The organism is Agreia sp. Leaf210 (assembly GCF_001421485.1).
Lineage (GTDB): Bacteria > Actinomycetota > Actinomycetes > Actinomycetales > Microbacteriaceae > Agreia.
Window position 1 is genome coordinate 646,461 of record NZ_LMKK01000001.1, and the last position, 17,628, is coordinate 664,088.

Here is a 17,628-nt window from a genome sequence, read left to right on the forward strand (position 1 = left end):
AGGCGATACTCGCCGCAGCGATGTCGCATATCGAGACGACCGGCCTCACGGTGGGCATAGACGATGCAGTGCTCGACGCCCTCCTTCTCGAGGCGGGCGCCACCCGCTCAGAGCTCGACGACATCTGGCCGACGTATCACCAGATGCTCGACGACGTGTTCCTCACCGTGGCAGAGAAGGCCCGAGACGACCGCGCCGACACAGAGACGCTGTTGTCGACCTGGCAGTACTTGAGTTCTCGAACCGACGATCTGCTCTCTCCGAACGGCCGGCGACAGGTTCTGGTCGACGTCATCCGCACAGCGGCCGAATACAACTTCGGTGCGGTGACGGCAACGGGCGCCTGGCGCACCTACGCCGGGCTGTCGGCGACCATCCTGTCTTTCCCCGAGGCCGAGAGCCGCCAGCGCACCCTCGATGCTCTGCGGGCGAGCGAGATGTCGTTCGTCGAGACGATGGAGATGTTCTATCGCAATGTGCTGCCCACGGTGGGCTACCGCCTGAAGCCCCATTTCGGTGGCGACTGGCAGCCGTTCGTCGTCGCCGCCGCGTCGGTCATCGAGGGACTCGGTCTCATCCGCGCGTCGGTTCCCTCCCTGGTCGAACGCCCGCTCGAGATCCCCTTCAACGACGTGGTCGAACCGTGGTCGTTGGCTTCTCTGGCGTTCATGGGTGTGGTCGACGCCTTCGTCGAACCAGACCCAGACTACGAACCTCACGAGGCCATCGCTCGCCTGAGCGGCGGCGTCGATGTGACCCCGTCCTCCGCCGAAGACCCGCAGGCCTACTGATCGCTCAGTCCGACAGGTATCCGTCTTCGGCGGCACGCCTCAAGAGGTCGTCTCGCGTCGCGACGACGCGCCCCTGCGTCTCGTACATGGCCCTGATCTGCTTCAGTGCCCCGCGAACACGTTCGAAACGAACCCCCTCGATGAGCGCGATGTCGACGGTGCTCTGCCCGGTGGCGTAGAGGCGGAGCACACGGCGCTGCCACTCGTCGAGGGCCGTCGGCGGAGGCGGCGGTGGTGCCGATGGACAATCCTTGCCGGCTTCCTCGTCGCCGAGCACCCGCCGTGCTGCGTCGAGCAGCGCCTCGGCTGGCCGGGACTTGGGCACGAAGGCGTCCGCTCCGGCCTCCAACGTGTCGGCCTCGGCCTCCGGCCCACCCTCGGTGCTCATGACGACGACCCGCGCACCGGCATCCGAGCAGATGCGGATGCGCTGACGCAATGTCGTCGTCGACTCCATGACCCGCGCCATGAGCACGACGTCCGGAGGAAAGGACTCGTGAGCGATGAGGGCTTCCCAGGATCCCGAGACCGCGACCACGGTGAAGTCGGGCGCATTGCTCTCGATCCACTGGGCCAGCCCATCGACGATGAGAATATGGTCATCGAGCAGGGCGATCGTGCGCGCGGACGCCGCGTCCGTCATGACACCACCGCCGCTGTTCCGAACTTGCGGATTCGGTCCATCGTCTGCCGGAACGACTGCGGGCGCCCGAAGTAGTACCCCTGGGCGCTCCTCACACCGAGCTCGACCATCACGTCGACCATGTCGGGGCTCTCGATACCTTCGACGATCATCGTGTAGTCGAGGTTGTCACCGAAGCTCTGCAGCGCCTTGATCACCTCGCGCTGCCTCACGTCACCGAGGTCGTCGATCAGGCTCTTGTCGATCTTCAGGATGTCCATCGGGAATCGCACCAGAGCGCCGACCGACGAGTCATCGGAACCGTAGTCGTCGAGAGCGATGATCACCCCGGCGTCCTGCATGATCTCTGCTTCTCGTCGCAGATCGTCGGTCACCGAGCGCAGCGACCTCTCGTTGAGTTCGATGCACATCGAGACGTTCGGATGCGATCGGGCCACTTCGCGGATGAACGGCCCCAGGTGATCCTCGCTGATCTGGCCCAGCTCGAGGTTGACCGTCATGCACGCGATGCTCGGTTCGACCGAATAGAACTTCTCTGCGGCGTCCATGGCCTTGACGACGATCTGTCTCGTCAATTCGTCCATCAGTCCGAGGCTCTTGGCTCGCGCGACGAGAGACGAGGGCGAGATGGGGCCGAGTTCGGGGTCGATGTAACGGACGAGCGCCTCGAACGCCCAGATGCGGCCCTGGTCGATGCTCACGATGGGCTGGAATGCAAGCGTGAGCCGGTCTTCGGTGATCGCCCGCGCGACGATGTCGTTCGTGCGTGTCGACCGGTGGGAGGCGATGCTGACGCTGCTGCCCTCTGCCGGCCCGCCCTGGCGCCGGGATCTCTTGACCTGCAGCATGCTGCGGTCGGCGTCGACCACCAGCAGCTGGGCGTCGATCTCCCGATGACCCGAGAAGGCGAGCCCCGCGCTCACGACCGGCCGGAACTCTTGCCCGTCGAGGGTCAGGGGCTTGCCGATCTCTCCGATGATGGCATCGGCGAGCTCCTTGCTCTGCGCCACGGTCTGCAGCTCCGTGAGAATGACGACGAATTCGTCACCGCCGATGCGCGACACGAAGTCGCGCACACCCACTGACCCGCGCAGCCGGGCGGCGACGACCTTCAGGAGCTCGTCGCCCGTGTGGTGCCCTCGAGAGTCGTTGAGCTTCTTGAAGTTGTCGAGGTCGATGAACAGAACCGCGATGCCGGAGTGATACGACCGGTTCTCGTTGGCATCGACCAGTGCCGTCTGGAACGCGCCGTAGTTCGGCAGGCCCGTCAGCGGGTCGCTGTTCGCGAGACGCTCGAGCTTGTCGACGTCGTTCTGGATGCGCACGGTCTCGCTGGCCATATGGGCGAGCGCGGTCAGGGCCTGCTGCTCCTCGCCGCCCAGCGGCAGGGCACCGAGACGTCGCGACGCGACGATGTATTCGTCGAGGCCCGACTCGAGGCGCACCCGCGAGCCGATCTCGCCCGCTGCCGGTGGATCTTTGCGCACAAGGGTGTCGCTGGCCTGCAGCACCATCTTCGCCCGCAGTTCGAGCGCCTTGCGCAAGCCCACCTCCGTGGCCCACGGAAGATCGACAGCCGCCGTGACGACGCCGGTGAGCAACTGGTGAACGCGCCGGAAGCGGGAGCGTTGGGCGATCATGAAGAAGAACGTGGCCACGAGCAGGAGCACGAACGGGGTCAGCCGCGCATCGGGGTCGCCCTCGAGCCAGGGGATCAACTGGGCGTCGAGAGCAGTCATTCCGGTCGAGACGACCGCGACGAGGAGCACGACCCCGATCACCCTCATGGGGCTCAGCGCCGAGATCCCGAAAGTCTGGTTCAAGCTCCACCTGCCGTGGCCCCTGATGAACTCGAGGAACAGGGCGAAGACGAAGTAGGCCGCACTCGCCAGGGTGTATGCCACGAGCGTCCAGACCCCGAGCCGCGTCAACTCGTTGTGCACCACGACGAAGGCGAGCCCCGTGACCGCGCTGACCCCGGCGACGTAGAGAGCGACGGAGACGCTGCGCAGCACGATCAGCTGCGATACGAGAACGCCCACGACCCAGATGGCGACCGTCAGAAGGTACTCGGACTGCGGCCGAGGAACAGAGAGCAGTGCCACAGCCACGCCGAGCATGGGAAGGCCGCTGATTCGTCCCGAGGGGATCCTCAAGTGCGCGCACATCATGCAGCCCAAGACGGTCACCAGTTCGACCGTCCACGAACGTGGAGGGCTGAAGGCTGCGCCGACGAATGCATAGACGACTGTCACGACCGCGAGGGCCACGAACGGCGCGACGAAGACACGGTCGAACATGGACAGCTTGAAGCGATTGACCATCAACCCAGGTCTCCTCGGTCGGGGCGCCCTACCCCTCAGGAAGCGAGGTGCAGTGCCTGCGCGGTGCTTTTCAGCACCTTTCGGGCCGTCGCCGGCGAGTCGGTCAATCGAGTACCGAACGAGGGGATCATCGAGCGGATCTGAGGAACCCAGCGCATGTAGTCGTCGGGAAAACAGCGCTCGAGGACGTCGAGCATGATGGGAACGGCTGTGGATGCTCCGGGAGACGCCCCGAGCAGGCCCGCTATCGACCCGTCGGCCGACGCGATGACCTCTGTGCCGAACTGAAGCACTCCCCCGCGCTTCGCGTCTTTCTTCATGACCTGTACCCGCTGGCCCGCCGTGATGAGGTACCAGTCCTTGGGGTTGGCCGTGGGCATGAACTCTTGAAGGGCCGCGAACTTCTTCTTCTTGCCGGCGACCAGCTCGCCGACGAGGTACTTCATGAGGTCGATGTTGTCGCGGGCCACCGCGAGCATCGGGCCGAGGTTGTGCGCACGGATGGATCCGGGCAGGTCGAGCCACGAGCCCTCTTTCAGGAACTTGGGGCTGAACCCTGCGTAAGGGCCGAAGAGCAGCGATGCCTCTCCGTCGACGACCCGTGTGTCGAGGTGCGGCACGCTCATCGGCGGTGCTCCTACGGCGGCCTTGCCGTAGACCTTCGCTCGGTGCTCCGCCACGACGGCCGGGTTGTCGGTTCGGTAGAACTGCCCGCTGATCGGGAACCCGCCGAAGCCGCGGATCTCGGGGATGCCCGACTTCTGGAGCAGATGCAGCGCCCCACCGCCCGCGCCGACGAAGACGAAGCGAGCGTTGACCGTCGTCGGGGTCGATCCGACGAGTTCTTTGACAGAGACATTCCAGGTGCCGTCTTTCTGACGGCGGAGGTTCGACACCGAGTGCTCGGTCTTGAGGCTCGCACCGCGGCTGGTGAGAAAGTCGAAGAGATGACGCGACAGCGCTCCGAAGTCGACATCCGTTCCCGCGGTGATGCGGGTGGCCGCCACCGCCTCGTCTTTCTTTCGACCCCTCATCAGGGTCGGAGCCCACTCGTAGATGATCGCGGGGTCTTCGGAGTACTCGATGCCCTCGAACAGCGGCTCGTCGCGCAGCACCTCGTAGCGCTTGCGCAGATATTCGACGTTCTTCTCGCCACGCACGAACGTCATGTGCGGCGCGGAATTGATGAAGGTCGACGGGTCGGGGATGTCGCCGTTCTCGACGAGGAACGACCAGAACTGCCGGCTCACCTGGAACTGCTCGTTGATGGCGATCGCCTTCGACGCCTCGACGGTGCCGTCGGGCTGCTCGGGCATGTAGTTGAGCTCACACAGAGCGGCATGACCGGTTCCCGCGTTGTTCCAGGGGTTGGAGCTCTCGCCGGCCACATCCCCCAGCCGCTCGAAGATCCTGATCGTCCAGTCGGGCTGGAGGATAGAAAGGAAGGTGCCGAGGGTGGCGCTCATGATGCCGCCACCGATCAGAACGACGTCTACGGGTTTGCCTGCTGCGCTCACATCTCCCATGATACGGCCGCCTGATCCTCTGGGGAGTCGAAGCGGAAGGTCACGACCAGCGCACCGTCGACAGTGCGGGCGTCTGCCTCATCGAAGACGAGGCGCACCATGCGCAGAAAGGGAGCCAATGCGGTCGGGGCCGATGCACCCGCGGGGCGGGTGAACTCGATCCGGCCCCAGGCATCCGGCCCCCGTCGCTCGAGCGTCAGCGTCTGCCCTGCCGAGGCGCCGTATTGATCGCCTATCGCGCCGATGAGGGCCCGCAGGGCCGAGATCTGGCGCTCGTCGAGATGCGTGGCCACCCCGTCGTCGTCGCTGTAGCGATCGACCACGTCGGCAAGCGTTCCGCGGGAGATGCGATCGACGATGGCCCGGCGCAACTCGGAGGCGAGTTCGGTGGCCCTGACTGCATCCCCCGATTGGAGGGTCTTCGATTCGGCCAGTCGCGTGAGGAAAGGCAGCACGTCACGACGCAGCGCGCCGAGCTCCCCCATCGCGTCTGTCTCGGCGAGTCGCAGAGCCACCCCGCTCTCGTGTCGCACGCGCTCCACCCGCGCCTCGTCTCGCGCCTTCTCGAGACTCGCGACGAGACTGCGCGCATATGCCGCGGCGCCGAGACCGATGGCGATACTCGGGGTGGCGGCGACCAGCGCGAGGATGCTCAGGGTCGTCGTCGTCGCAGAGCTCAGGTTCTGCAGGAAGGCCAGCGCGAACGTCAGGGCGACAGCCTGCACCGTGAACCAGACGATCTCCTTGGAGCGTCGATAGGGGCCGGCGAGAAGCAACGCCAGGCCCAGGCAGACCGCTCCCCAGTCGTCTCGGATGAAGGTGTTGGAGCCCAACTGGCTGAGGGAATCAAGCACGCTCGCCAGCATCACCCCGGCCAGGAATGTCTGGAATCTCGCGCGTGAGACGGCAGGGCCGAACGGATCTGCTGCGCGGACGAGGTACACGTATGACGCAGCGAGCACGAGTTGGGCGAGGACACCCACGACCGGCAGAGAGATCTGCTCTCGTCCCGTCGTTGTGAGAGACAGCGCAACCGACAGAGCCACGCTGACCGCGCCCATGGCGATGACGAACATACGCGCCGTGACGCGTGAGACCGGATCGAGCTCGGCAGCCGTCGGCCGCGTCGACCTCGTAGACGACGTCATGCGACGCCCTTCGGCACGGAGAGAAGCACCGAGGTGCCCGCCCCCGGTGTCGACCAGACCGTGGCGGATCCGCCGACCCCCAGCATCCGGTCGTGCACAGAGAGCCTCAGGCCGAGCCTGTCGGCAGGCGTCGCGGCTGCGCTGAAACCGCGGCCGCCGTCGGCGACGGTCGCCGTGACATCGTCGCCGGAGCTGACGATGGCGAGCTCTGCCAGAGACACCCCCGCGTGCACGACCACGTTGACGAGACACTGCTCAATGGCGGCTACGATCGCCTCCTCGGCCGCGGGATCGAGCGTGTCGAGTTCGTCGACGTCACCCGACACGATCACGCGAAGGCCCCGTGCCCCGACCCTGGCGAGCGCGCCTGCCAGCGCGCTCTCGCTCGTCGTTTCGATCAGCCCGGGAATGGAAGCACTCCCCGGGGCGCGGAGAAGCTCGTCGCTACGAGAGAGAAGATCGAGATCTCGGCGGATCACCGCGAGGTGGCTGTCGGGAATCGGACCCTGCGGGAGCATGGCGATGGCATGCAGATCACCCAGGACCGTGTCATGCAGGAGGCTCGACGCGTGTCCCAGGAGGCGGGCCTCCTCGTCGATGCTCTGCTGCTCCCGCGCGGCTCGATCGAGGGCGGGCGCCTCTTGCACCGCGTTGCGACGGGCCAACCACAGAACGATCAAGAGGGCGCTCACGGCGATGAGCGAGCCCAGCGCAGTGAAGTCGACGACGATCTCGCGGTGGCCGATCGCCGTGCCGAGAATAGAGGCGCTCGATGTGACGGCGTACGACAGCCCGCACACGGCGAGGCAGGATGCGAGCGAGCGCCGGCCCACGCCGGACACCGTGGCAGCAACCACGGGGAGGCTGAGCACCACGCTGTCGGACTTCTGGCTCATGGCGAGGAGGGAATCCACACTCAAGGAGTACGCGAACCCGGCGCAGCATACGACCAGAAGGGCGACGACGGTCTCGAGCGCACCGTGTCGTCGCTGAAGGACATATGCACCTCCGCCCAAGACCGCGAGCGACAGAACCGGCACGATCGCACGAGCGATTCCCACCTCGCCCTCGTCGACAGGAGCGCGGATGGACAGCACGCAGACGATCGCGGATACGGCGGCGAGCAGGATCGACGACAACCAGACGCTCGCATGGCTGAGGGCGCGGCTGGTGAAGACACCCTCGGCGTCCGTACCGAGCGACAGGGCGGTCAGGACACGAGCCCGTCTTCCGCCGCTCGACGGATGAGATCCTGCTTGGATCGGGTCGGGCGTCCGGTCGCCGCGTAGTGGTCGCGGATGCGCGCCAGATTGTTCTTGACGACCTCGAACGGTATGCCCAGTTGCAGCCCGATATCGACCGGGGTTAGACCGTCGGCGTAGAGACGCAGGGTCTCGAGCTCGACGTCGACGAAGGCTGCTTCACCCTGCCTATCCGACCAGGCCGTGCGTACCGCGTCGACGACCGAATCTGCGGGCGAGGACTTCGATACGAAGGCCGACGCGCCCGCCGCGAGCGAGCGTTCACGGATCTCATCGGTGTCGATCGCGCTGACCACCACCACGAGGGCACCCGCCGCGAGGCAGGTTCTGACCCGCGTCTCGATGGAGATCGGTTCTTGCAACTGCAGATCCATCACCACGACGTCAGGAGCGAACGCGGGGTGCCGGATCATCTCGAACCAGCCCGTGACGCTGATGACGACATCGAGATCGGACGCGTTGCTGCGCATGTACATGGTGAGACCGTCGAGGAGAAGCTCGTGGTCATCGACAATTCCGACTCTGCATGATCGCACCGTCGATTGCACTTCCACGTTCTCCCCCTGAATAGGCTTTTGCGCACAAGCAGACTCCCCCCAGAGGCGCACGGTCACCTCACACTACTCGCTCGACGACGGGTGCGCCGGGTGTGTCTCGCGCGTTTACAGGCCACGTCGATCCAGCTCCTCGTCCATACGTCGAGCCATCTCGGCGTACCCCTCGTCGTTCGGGTGAAGCCCGTCGTCCGCCATCCACTCCGGGTGCCCTTCGATCCAATGGGAGGCACCCTCGATGCTCTCGGCACCGATAGCCCGCGCCTCAGCGGCGACCCATTCGCTGATCGTCGTGAGGCTCTGCGGTCGCTCGTCGGTGTACCAGAACGGCTCGACCACGATGATGCGCGTCTCGGGCAGGGCTCGTCGGAGTTTGGTGAAGTCGGCGACGATGGCGGCGTGCACCTCGTCCGACCTCGCGGGCATCGAGAAGTTGTCGTTGAGGCCCATTGTCACGAACAGAATGTCCGGCTCGGATGCGATGACGGCGTCGACGAGATCGTCTCCAGCCGACAACCGGTCGCGGTTGTTCACGAACCCCAGACCGTTCACGCTCGGGTTGAACTCGTTCCACCCTCGCTCTGCGGCGATGATGCTCGACCAGCGCTTGCTCGGGTCGCTCGCCCCGGTTCCCAAGGTGTAGGAGTCACCGTAGAAGGCCACCACGGGCGCACCGGGGATACCCGTATCCGCCGGAGAACCGGCCTCGCTCGCGGCCCGGGGTCCCAGGTAGGCGTGCACAACTGCTCCTCCGATCACGACCGCCAGCGCGACGAGCGCGACGATCAGAATCGTCGGTCGTCGCAGGGTCATGGCGGTTATTCGGAGTGGTCGGCGTTCTGGATTGCGCTGCCTGAGTTGACCCGGCTCCGAGGGGAGCTGCTGCGGATGCCGATTCTTCGCCGACGGTCTTTCGACTGGCGGAGGTCACGGCCCAGGCGACGGTCGCCGTGGTACAGGATCGTCTGCCAATCGACCGGCGCATCCGGATCGACGAGCGAACGCTGGGGTTCCTTCTTCTTCTTGCGGTCGACATAGAGGAAGTTCAGGAATCCGAGCCAGACATCGACCGCCGAGTTCCAGAGACCGATGTAGGCGCGGATCGCTCCCGCAGCCATGACGGCGTTGAACGCCGCGAACAGGGCGTTGCCCCAGTTCTGCAGGACGATGTCGCGATAGAGCGTGAAGAGCGAGAACAGCACGATCACGTAGGGGGTGATGACGTAGAGCGCCGGTGCCGCCGTGCGGTTCTTCACCTTCGGGGTTCGCACGAACGGGATCTTCTCGCCGGTGATCATCTGCTGGAACGACTTGAAGACTCCGGCGAGGTTGACGGGGAGCAGCACGAGGTTGAACCCGTAGATGCGGAAGATGTCGCTGAAGCGGTGTCCGGCCGAACGCAGATCGCTGCCCATCGCGATGAAGTACGGCAGCGCGGCGAGGAACACGAAGGGGCTCAGGAGCCGACTGTCATACGGGTACGCGAGCAGGAACAACAGGCCGAAGCTCGCCCAGGCGATCGATGCCATGTAGTTGCTGCGCAGCAGGATCTCGCTGAGCAGAACACGTTCGCGGTTGAACCGTCGCTCTCTGAGCTGATCCCAGAACTTGGGAAGGATGAGCAGTCCACCGTTCGCCCAGCGACGACGCTGCACGATGAGCGAGCCGAAGTCCGGAGGGGTGGCGCTGTAGCTGAGGCGCTCGGGGTAGTTCACGAGAGTCCACCCGTGGGTTCCGAGGTCGATGCTCGACTCGGTGTCCTCGATGACCGTGCGGTCTTGGATGAAGGTCTTCACCTCGAAGCCGGCGACGACCTCGACCTCGACGATGTCTTCGAGAGCGCGCTTGCGGATGACCGCGTTCGCACCCACCCAGAACGTGGCGTTGTAGTACGTCATGCCCTGATGGAGGATGTGCTGCAGGTCGGTCGTCGCACCGGCGACGCGTTCGATCCGCGTCGGGGCTCCGCGGAACGCAGAGTACGGCGTCTGCGTCACGGCCACCCGAGCGTTCTCGGGCTGCTCAAGGAGGTAGACGAGACGCACGCAGTAGTCGCGCAGCAGGAGCGAGTCCGCATCGAGCGTGAGCAGGTAGGTGGTGTCGGGGATGACCAGGTCTCCCGCAACGCCGTCCTCGGCCTCTCGGAGGACGACACCGTCGACGGTCTCTTCCGTCGACCAGGCGCGGCCCATCAGACCGATGTACGAGTTGAGGTTCATCGCCTTGTTGGCCTCGTGCGACAGCGAGGCGAACTTCTTGCGCTCGAAGTAGTCCAGTTTGGCGGTGAAGATGCGAGACAGACGGAGCGCGAGGGTGATCAGGCGATCCGAGTCGGGGTACGAGTACTGATCGAGGGAGCCTCCGAGCGCGACGATCGTGAGCCTCAGCTCGCGAGCGAGGCCCATCACGATCTGGTCGACGAAGAACTCGTCGACGTGATCACCGACCTGTTCGGTATCGGCCATCGCCTCGAGCCACTCGGCTGCAGCGACGTAGTCGTCGACGAGCCTTTGCACGTCGTCACGCGTCACCGCGTCGCCGTCGGCGAACCTCTCCGTCAACGCGTCGACGGAGGCGAGGAAGCGCTCGCTCGGGATCCTCAGCGCCGCCTCGATCTGTGCGGCGAGTGCTCGGGTCGCATCGAGCGTCTCGGCCTTCTCCGGGTCGGTGGGGTGGGGCGGGTCGTCGAGCAACAGCACGATCCGCAGGTCGGGGAACTCCTGCAGAGCGGCGGACCACAGAGTGGCTCGCACCACGTTGGTCTCTTCGGCGTAGCTCGGAACCAGCACCGTGATGCCGTCGGTGTACTCGGCGAAGTGCCGGTCGAGCTCACCGCGAGGCACACGAACGTGGCTGCGGAACCGGTACAGCGCACCCTGTCGCGCGAGCAGGTACATCAAGGCGGAGAACGTGAGGATCGTGACGACGATGAGGTAGCTCACGGCCTCGACGGTGAATCGGAAGCCGGCTCCCGGATTGTTCACCAGCTCGCGGAAGACGGTCGTGATGACGTAGACGAGCCAGAATCCGACGGTCGCGACGATGGCGAGACGGCCCGTCGTGACCATGCGCTTGCTCGGCTTGGGGTGAACGATCGACAGCGGCTCGCTGCGTCGCTCAGAACCCCACTGCCGTCGCCGGCTCTTCGTTCCGTCGCCCATGACAAATCTCCCCAGAAAAGTACTCAATACCCTACAAAGTTGACAGTCTCTCACGTTTTTGTGCGAAAGTGAGTACCGATCAACTTTTAGGGGAACTCTTGTCTACACGTTTTCCCGGGCGCCGCTTGTCGATAGTGCGGTTGTCCGGCGTCTTCCTCCTCATTGCAGGACTCGTCTTCTCCGGCTTCCAGGGCTGGAGATGGTTTCAAGACGCGACGAGCGTGACCACGAAGGCCTGGACGGCCGGCTACGTCGATGTCACGGCGACGCCGAGCTTCGCGTTCGAGAACCCGGCCAACTCGGCCGGCGCGAACGTCGTGCTGTCGTTCGTCGTCGCATCCAAGACCGACCCCTGCAGCCCCTCGTGGGGCACCTACTACTCGATGGACGAGGCCGATCAGGCCCTCGACCTCGACCGGCGCATCGCGCGTCGCGACCAGCAGGGCGGCGACGTGATCGTGTCGTTCGGCGGCCTCCTCAACGACGAGCTGTCGACCGGCTGCACCGACCCCGACGATCTGAAGAAGGCCTACGAGTCGGTCATCGACCGATACTCCCTGAGCACGATTGATCTCGACATCGAGGGAACCAACCTCTCCGACGCCGCCTCCGGTGAACGGCGCGCCGCCGCGATCGCGAGCATCCAGAAGGATCGGGCCGGCACCAGCTCGCCCCTGGCCGTGTGGCTCACCCTTCCCGTCGCACCGTCGGGGCTCACGACGGATGGTACGGACGAGGTGACCCGGATGCTCGACGCCGGTGTCGACCTGGCCGGGGTCAACCTGATGACGATGGACTTCGGCGGCAGCCGCGAGAAGGGGCAGTCGATGCTCGACGCCTCGACCGACGCCGCCAACGCCACGCACAGCCAGTTGCGCACGCTCTACGACCGCCAGGGTATCTCGCTCGGCCCCGTCGAACTATGGAACAAGATCGGCCTCACGCCGATGATCGGCCAGAACGACGTGGCGGGCGAGATCTTCACCCTCGATGACGCCAAGGGACTGAACGCCTTCGCTATAAAGAACGGCGTCGCCCGCGTATCGCTGTGGTCACTCAACCGCGACACCACCTGCGGCTCGAACTACCCCGACGTCACACGGGTGAGCGACTCGTGCAGCGGCGTCGCCCAGGGCGATCTCTCGTTCGCCGCACTCCTCGGCGACACGCTGACCGGTTCGCCGGACTCGGCCGCCGGAGCCGTCACCACGTCCGTGCCGACCAGCACGGAAGACCTCACGGACGACGCGAAGACGAGCCCGTATCAGATCTGGGACGCCGACTCCGCGTACGCGAAAGACACGAAGGTCGTCTGGCACCGCCAGGTGTACACCGCCAAGTACTGGACCCAGGGCGACATCCCCGACAACCCCGTGCTTCAGGCATCCGAGACGCCGTGGGAGCTCGTGGGACCGGTCCTTCCCGGCGAGACGCCCGTTCCGATTCCCGAGCTGCCAGCCGGGACCTACCCGGAGTGGCAGGGCACGAGCATCTACACGAAGGGCAACTTCGTGATGTTCGACGGTGCAGCGTACGAGGCGAAGTGGTGGACGCAGGGCGACAGCCCGCAGGCATCCGGCAGCAACCAGGACGCCTCACCGTGGCGGGCCCTCACCGACAACGAGGTGCGCACGATCCTCGGCATCCCCACGGTCGGAACCGGCGCAGACGGCTAGCGCTTGCGCTTGCGGTCCGGCTTGCCGTTCGGGCCGTAGACGATGATTCCGGTGATCGGGATCAGCGTGAACCACAGCCAGCTGTAGCTCCAGCCGAACCCACTACCGGTGACGAAGAAGAGGGCGAGCGAGACGAACGGCACGATGGCCATCACGGTGGCCGCAACACGGCTCGGCTCCTTCGCCTGCGGATCCTTCCAGCCTTCGGTCGCCCTCGCGGCCGGGTGCTGGAAAGCCGGGGTCATGGCCTGAGGCGCCACACGCTCAACCTCGGGCGCACCATAGACCGGGATGTCGTCGGTGGGACGTGGGTCGGCATATGCCGTCGGTGCGGATGCGGGCGCAGCCGGAGTCGTCGGCGCTGGTGCCGGTACTGGCTCCGGCACCGTCGCCGACCGAGGCGCCTCACCGACCGACGCAGGGAAGGTGGTCGCCGGAAGGTCGTCGAACAACGGCGCCAGGTCGCCCCGCGTCACGGCGTTGCGCGCAGCCTTGCTCCGCTCCGCGAACTCGGCCTCTGTCAGCCGCCCCTCGGCGACGTGCTGGCGCAGCTCGGTGACCGCGCGGTCACGCTCGGCCGTGCTGAGGCGATACGAGGGGTTGCCCGAATAGTCCGGAATGCTCATACGAACATTGTCTCAAGGCGCGCCCGCGCGCGCATCCACCCGGCAGCGGATGCGCGCGGCTCGGCGAACCCCTAGACGGAGACGGCGACCGAGCGATCCGCGGCGATGTACTCGGCGATCTGCACGGCGTTGAGGGCGGCACCCTTGCGGAGGTTGTCGTTACTGATGAAGAGCGCGAGGCCGCGACCTGCAGGGGCGCCCTCGTCGGCACGGATGCGACCGACGTAGCTGGGGTCGTTGCCGGCGGCCTGCAGGGGCGTCGGAACATCGGAGAGCTCGACGCCGGGAGCGGCCGACAGGAGTTCGGTGGCACGCTCCGGGCTCAGCGCCTCGGCGAACTCGGCATTGATCGAGAGCGAGTGGCCGGTGAACACGGGAACGCGAACGCACGTGCCGCTCACGAGCAGGTCGGGCAGCTCGAGGATCTTGCGACTCTCGTTGCGCAGCTTCTTCTCTTCATCGGTCTCATTGAGGCCGTCGTCGACGATCGAGCCGGCGAGCGGGATGACGTCGAACGCGATCGGCCGCACGTAGGTCTGGGGAGCGGGCATCGAGACCGCGTCTCCGCGGTGCACGAGCTGCAGGAGGTCGGGGTCGGCGACGGCGGCCCGCGCCTGGCCCGCCAGCTCTTCGGCACCCTTGAGGCCGCTGCCCGATACCGCCTGGTAGGTCGAGACGATGAGTCGCGTCAGACCGGCCTCGGCATGCAGCACCTTCAACACGGGCATGGCCGCCATCGTGGTGCAGTTCGGATTGGCGATGATGCCCTTGCGCGCGTCGGCGATCGCGTGCGGGTTGACCTCGCTCACGACCAGCGGAACGTCGGGATCCATGCGCCAGGCGCTGGAGTTGTCGATCACGAGAACACCGGCGGCGGCGAAGCGCGGCGCCTGAGCACGGGAGCCGGTCGCTCCGGCCGAGAAGAGCGCGATGTCGAGACCCGTGGGGTCTGCGGTCTCGGTGTCTTCGACCACGATCTGCTCGCCGCGGAACTCGAGTGTCGTTCCCGCCGAACGCGCGGTGGCGAAGAAGCGGATGCTCGCAATCGGAAAGTCGCGTTCCTCGAGCAGGCGGCGCATGACGGTGCCCACCTGTCCGGTCGCTCCGACAACGCCAACGTTCAATGCCTGTGCAGCCACAACACGTCCTTGAGATATCTCAGCCGCGTGGCACCCCCAGTAGGAGGGGCGGTTCACGCGCGCATAACGCGGCCCGATGCCACGTTGCCCAATGATACCAAGGCATGCAGACGGCGGGACGTGGCTCCGCATGCAATGCCAGGATCTCTCAATCGCGACATTTTTTAGCGCAGGGACTGGTTATTTACTGAAAGGCGTGCCTATGCTCAGCTAATCCCAAGGTTTCGAGCACCGTCGCTCTGGCGGTACCTGAGCAGAAATGAGTACCACCGTGAAATCCAGCAGCACCCTCCTCCGCGGCGCGGCCATCACGGCCGCCACCGCACTCGTGGCCGGCTCGGCTCTCCTCGTCGGTGGCACGGCCTCCGCAGCGACGATTCTCGTCCCGCAGGGACAGGCCTTCCCGGCCGAGGTCTCCGATCCTGCCGACCCCGCCTACAACTACGACGAGTGGCACCAGGGCTACGCAACAGCACCCGCCGACGCGCAGACGGTCGAGGCCGATGGCCTGCACATCTCGGGCATCTCCCAGATCCTCAAGGGCTACGACGCGGCCCGCCTCGCCGGCAGCTTCTCCGAGGTCATCGATGGGGCTTCTGTCTCGAAGACCGGCGACGACGTCTTCCTGCAGATTCCTCTCTTCAACGAGCCAGGCACGCGCACCGGCTACACGACGCTTTATCCGACGGTCGCCGGCAGCCTCGACACCTGGACGACGACGAGTGCGATCGTCGGAGACGACGCAACCAATTACCCCGCCGGCACGGCGACCCTCACCGTCGCGCAGCTCGACGCAGCGCTCGGCGACTTCGATGTGCTCGGCGCCGGCGTTCTGACGACCGCCGGAACGGCTGCTGTCGTCAGCTCGTTCTCGCTCTTCGGCGACACCTACCAGTTCGCGCTGCCGGCCGTTCCTCTCGACGCGAAGGTCACGATCGTGCCCAGCACGATCAGCCAGGCCGACGCGGCGAACGCCGACAAGGGCTTCACGGTCACGGGCACCGACTTCGCGGCTAACACGCCGATCACGCTCAGCTTCCGCGCTCCCGATGGAACCGAGTTCGGCTTCTCCTCCGCCGACGGCCCGATCGTCACCGACGCTCTCGGCGCCTTCACGGTGGAGAACGTCTACTTCACCATCTCGTCGGGCGTCCTCCCCGCCGGCGTCTACGTCGTCGTCGTCACCGACGGCACGACCACGCGTGAGGCGAACATCTCGGTCATCGACCCGAACGCCCCCGCTGTGGTGACTCCGGCAGCACCCACCCCGAAGTCCCTGGCCGCGACGGGTCTCGATGACTCGCCGCTGTTCCTCACCTCCGGTCTCGGATTGCTGCTCGCCGGTATCGCCGCGTTCGGCATCACGGTCGTGGCACGCCGCCGCACCGCCGAGTAGCCGAAGCACCCTCCAACGGCAAACGGGCCGTCTCCCTTCGGGGAGGCGGCCCGTTTGCTGTCAGTGGGAGAAGGGCGTCGTCGGGTCAGCGACCCGTTCCGCCGTGCACAACGGCCTCGGTGTCTCCGTCGAGACCGAAAGCGGTGTGAACGACGCGGAGCGCATCATTGATGGTGTCGGCGCGCGTCACGACCGAGATGCGGATCTCGCTCGTCGAGATCATCTCGATATTGATCCCTGCCTCGTAGAGCGCGGTGAACAGGCGCGCCGAGACTCCGGCGTTCGTTCGCATGCCCGCACCGACGAGGGCGAGCTTGCCGATCTGGTCATCGTACTGCAGGCCGACGAAGCCCACATCGCTCTGATCGGCGCGCAGGGCGGTGAGAACCGTCTGGCCCTCGGTCTTCGGCAGAGTGAACGAGATGTCGGTGAGACCCGTCGACGCCGCCGACACGTTCTGCACGATCATGTCGATGTTCGCGCCCGTCTTCGCGACGAGGTTGAAGATCTGCGCCGCCTTGCCCGGAATGTCGGGGACTCCAACGACGGTGATCTTAGCTTCGCCCAGGTCTGTCGCGACTCCGGCGATGAGTGGCTCTTCCACGGCATTCTCGCTCTCTGTGGGGAGGCCCTCTTGCGGGGTCTCCGTTGGGTTGTAGACGATGGTGCCCTCGTTGTTGTTGAACGACGAGCGCACATGAAGGGTGACGCCGTGCCGACGGGCGTATTCGACCGCTCGGATGTAGAGCACCTTCGCACCGTTGGCGGCCAGCTCGAGCATCTCTTCGCTCGTGATGCGGTCGATCTTCTTCGCCTTGGGAACCACGCGGGGGTCCGCGGTGAAGATGCCGTCGACATCGGTGTAGATCTCGCACACGTCGGCATTGAGCGCCGCGGCCAACGCCACGGCGGTGGTATCGGAGCCACCCCGGCCGAGCGTCGTGATGTCTTTGGTGTCGCGGTTGAATCCCTGGAAGCCGGCGACGATCGCAATCGCTCCCTCGTCGAGCGCCTCGCGGAGCCGCACCGGGGTGACGTCGACGATGCGCGCGGAGCCGTGCCGGGCATCCGTGATCATGCCGGCCTGGCTGCCGGTGAACGAGCGCGCCTCGTGGCCCAGGCTCTTGATGGCCATAGCGAGGAGCGCCATCGAGATGCGCTCCCCCGCGCTCAGCAGCATGTCGAGCTCGCGCGGTGCCGGCATCGGCGTGACCGCGTGAGCCAGATCGAGCAGCTCGTCGGTCGTGTCGCCCATGGCAGAGACGGCCACGACGACATCGTTGCCCGCCTTGCGCGTCTCGACGATGCGCTTGGCGACGCGCTTGATGCTCTCGGCATCGGAAACCGATGATCCGCCGTACTTCTGCACGATCAAGCTCACG

14 protein-coding genes are annotated in these 17,628 nt (G+C 65.9%); 3 read left to right on the forward strand and 11 right to left on the reverse strand.

Annotated features, from left to right (window positions below):
- The first annotated feature begins 20 nt into the window (after positions 1-20).
- On the forward strand, positions 21-791 hold the full coding sequence (locus tag ASE64_RS03070) for a hypothetical protein (protein WP_055775723.1): 771 nt from the start codon (positions 21-23) through the stop codon (positions 789-791).
- Between the two features lie 4 nt (positions 792-795).
- On the opposite strand, the gene ASE64_RS03075 is transcribed toward ASE64_RS03070, so the two are convergent.
- From ASE64_RS03075 to ASE64_RS03110, 8 genes are all read right to left on the reverse strand, one after another.
- On the reverse strand, positions 796-1,434 hold the full coding sequence (locus tag ASE64_RS03075; RefSeq protein WP_055775726.1) for a response regulator: 639 nt from the start codon (positions 1,432-1,434) through the stop codon (positions 796-798).
- Entirely contained in the window at positions 1,431-3,758 is a 2,328-nt protein-coding gene (locus ASE64_RS03080; RefSeq protein ID WP_055775729.1) for a putative bifunctional diguanylate cyclase/phosphodiesterase, read from the reverse strand. The genes ASE64_RS03075 and ASE64_RS03080 overlap by 4 nt, the downstream gene beginning before the upstream one ends.
- A gap of 35 nt (positions 3,759-3,793) precedes the next feature.
- On the reverse strand, positions 3,794-5,284 hold the full coding sequence (locus tag ASE64_RS03085; protein ID WP_055775731.1) for a malate:quinone oxidoreductase: 1,491 nt from the start codon (positions 5,282-5,284) through the stop codon (positions 3,794-3,796).
- Complete coding sequence (locus tag ASE64_RS03090) at positions 5,272-6,432, reverse strand: hypothetical protein (RefSeq protein ID WP_055775734.1); 1,161 nt, start codon at positions 6,430-6,432, stop codon at positions 5,272-5,274. Before ASE64_RS03090 ends, ASE64_RS03085 begins: the two co-directional genes overlap by 13 nt.
- Entirely contained in the window at positions 6,429-7,571 is a 1,143-nt protein-coding gene (locus tag ASE64_RS03095) for a sensor histidine kinase (protein WP_055775736.1), read from the reverse strand. Before ASE64_RS03095 ends, ASE64_RS03090 begins: the two co-directional genes overlap by 4 nt.
- 71 nt (positions 7,572-7,642) lie before the next feature.
- Complete coding sequence (locus tag ASE64_RS03100; protein ID WP_326938944.1) at positions 7,643-8,308, reverse strand: response regulator transcription factor; 666 nt, start codon at positions 8,306-8,308, stop codon at positions 7,643-7,645.
- Positions 8,309-8,356: 48 nt separating this feature from the next.
- Complete coding sequence (locus ASE64_RS03105; protein ID WP_055775742.1) at positions 8,357-9,061, reverse strand: SGNH/GDSL hydrolase family protein; 705 nt, start codon at positions 9,059-9,061, stop codon at positions 8,357-8,359.
- Positions 9,062-9,066: 5 nt separating this feature from the next.
- Positions 9,067-11,409, reverse strand: coding sequence for a glycosyltransferase family 2 protein (locus tag ASE64_RS03110; protein WP_082465855.1), 2,343 nt, complete (start codon positions 11,407-11,409; stop codon positions 9,067-9,069).
- A 98-nt stretch (positions 11,410-11,507) separates the two neighbouring features.
- Between ASE64_RS03110 and ASE64_RS03115 the strand changes: the two genes are divergently transcribed.
- Positions 11,508-13,085: a chitinase gene (locus ASE64_RS03115; RefSeq protein ID WP_055775745.1), complete on the forward strand. Its 1,578-nt coding sequence runs from the start codon at positions 11,508-11,510 to the stop codon at positions 13,083-13,085.
- On the opposite strand, the gene ASE64_RS17730 is transcribed toward ASE64_RS03115, so the two are convergent.
- Together ASE64_RS17730 and ASE64_RS03125 are read right to left on the reverse strand one after the other, a co-directional pair.
- Positions 13,082-13,711: a DUF1707 SHOCT-like domain-containing protein gene (locus tag ASE64_RS17730; protein WP_055775748.1), complete on the reverse strand. Its 630-nt coding sequence runs from the start codon at positions 13,709-13,711 to the stop codon at positions 13,082-13,084. The two genes, ASE64_RS03115 and ASE64_RS17730, sit on opposite strands and share 4 nt — an antisense overlap.
- Before the next feature lie 71 nt (positions 13,712-13,782).
- Positions 13,783-14,850, reverse strand: coding sequence for an aspartate-semialdehyde dehydrogenase (locus ASE64_RS03125; RefSeq protein WP_268750557.1), 1,068 nt, complete (start codon positions 14,848-14,850; stop codon positions 13,783-13,785).
- A 271-nt stretch (positions 14,851-15,121) separates the two neighbouring features.
- Here ASE64_RS03125 and ASE64_RS03130 point away from each other — a divergent pair, with 271 nt between their 5' ends.
- Positions 15,122-16,246 (forward strand): hypothetical protein, encoded by a 1,125-nt coding sequence (locus tag ASE64_RS03130; protein ID WP_156351617.1) that lies wholly within the window; start codon positions 15,122-15,124, stop codon positions 16,244-16,246.
- A gap of 85 nt (positions 16,247-16,331) precedes the next feature.
- Here ASE64_RS03130 and ASE64_RS03135 read toward each other — a convergent pair whose 3' ends face one another.
- The gene (locus ASE64_RS03135; RefSeq protein WP_055775754.1) at positions 16,332-17,627 is read right to left on the reverse strand and encodes an aspartate kinase; all 1,296 of its coding nucleotides are present in this window, start codon (positions 17,625-17,627) and stop codon (positions 16,332-16,334) included.
- Position 17,628: the final 1 nt, after the last annotated feature.